The organism is Faecalibacterium gallinarum, assembly GCF_022180365.1.
GTDB lineage: Bacteria > Bacillota > Clostridia > Oscillospirales > Ruminococcaceae > Faecalibacterium > Faecalibacterium gallinarum.
In genome coordinates, this window is the sequence record NZ_BQKV01000033.1 from 1 (window position 1) to 334 (window position 334).

General features: G+C 47.3%; 2 protein-coding genes. Both read left to right on the top strand.

Going from position 1 to position 334, the window contains the following annotated elements; all coding sequences use genetic code 11:
- Window positions 1-206: hypothetical protein (locus tag JCM17207_RS05735; protein WP_238316670.1), on the top strand; the 206-nt coding region annotated here is incomplete at its 5' end.
- Window positions 115-334, top strand: a 220-nt coding sequence (locus JCM17207_RS13825; protein WP_373871929.1) for an IS3 family transposase, incomplete at its 3' end; no start/stop codon positions are given. The genes JCM17207_RS05735 and JCM17207_RS13825, both read left to right, overlap by 92 nt.

The following is a 334-nucleotide window of genomic DNA, read 5'->3' on the forward strand; positions in this document are numbered from 1 at the left end:
GAAGAGTATCCGATTTGGCGGATGTGCAAATTCTTTGGTGTTTCCCGGAGTGGGTACTACGCCTATACCCACAATCTGAACCGTCCGAACCCAAATCAGTCGATTATAGACCAGATCGCCCGGCAGCAGAAGAGGTGCAAAAATACATATGGCTATCGCCGGATGCATCTGTGGCTGGACAAAAACGGCTATCACAGGAATCCTAAAACTGTCCTCAGACTTATGAAAACAAACGGATTGCTGTCTGAAATACGCAGACGCAGGCAGTGGAAGCAGCTTGGACAGCAGGTTCACAGATATGAAAATCTGCTGAATAGGGATTTCCACACAGAAA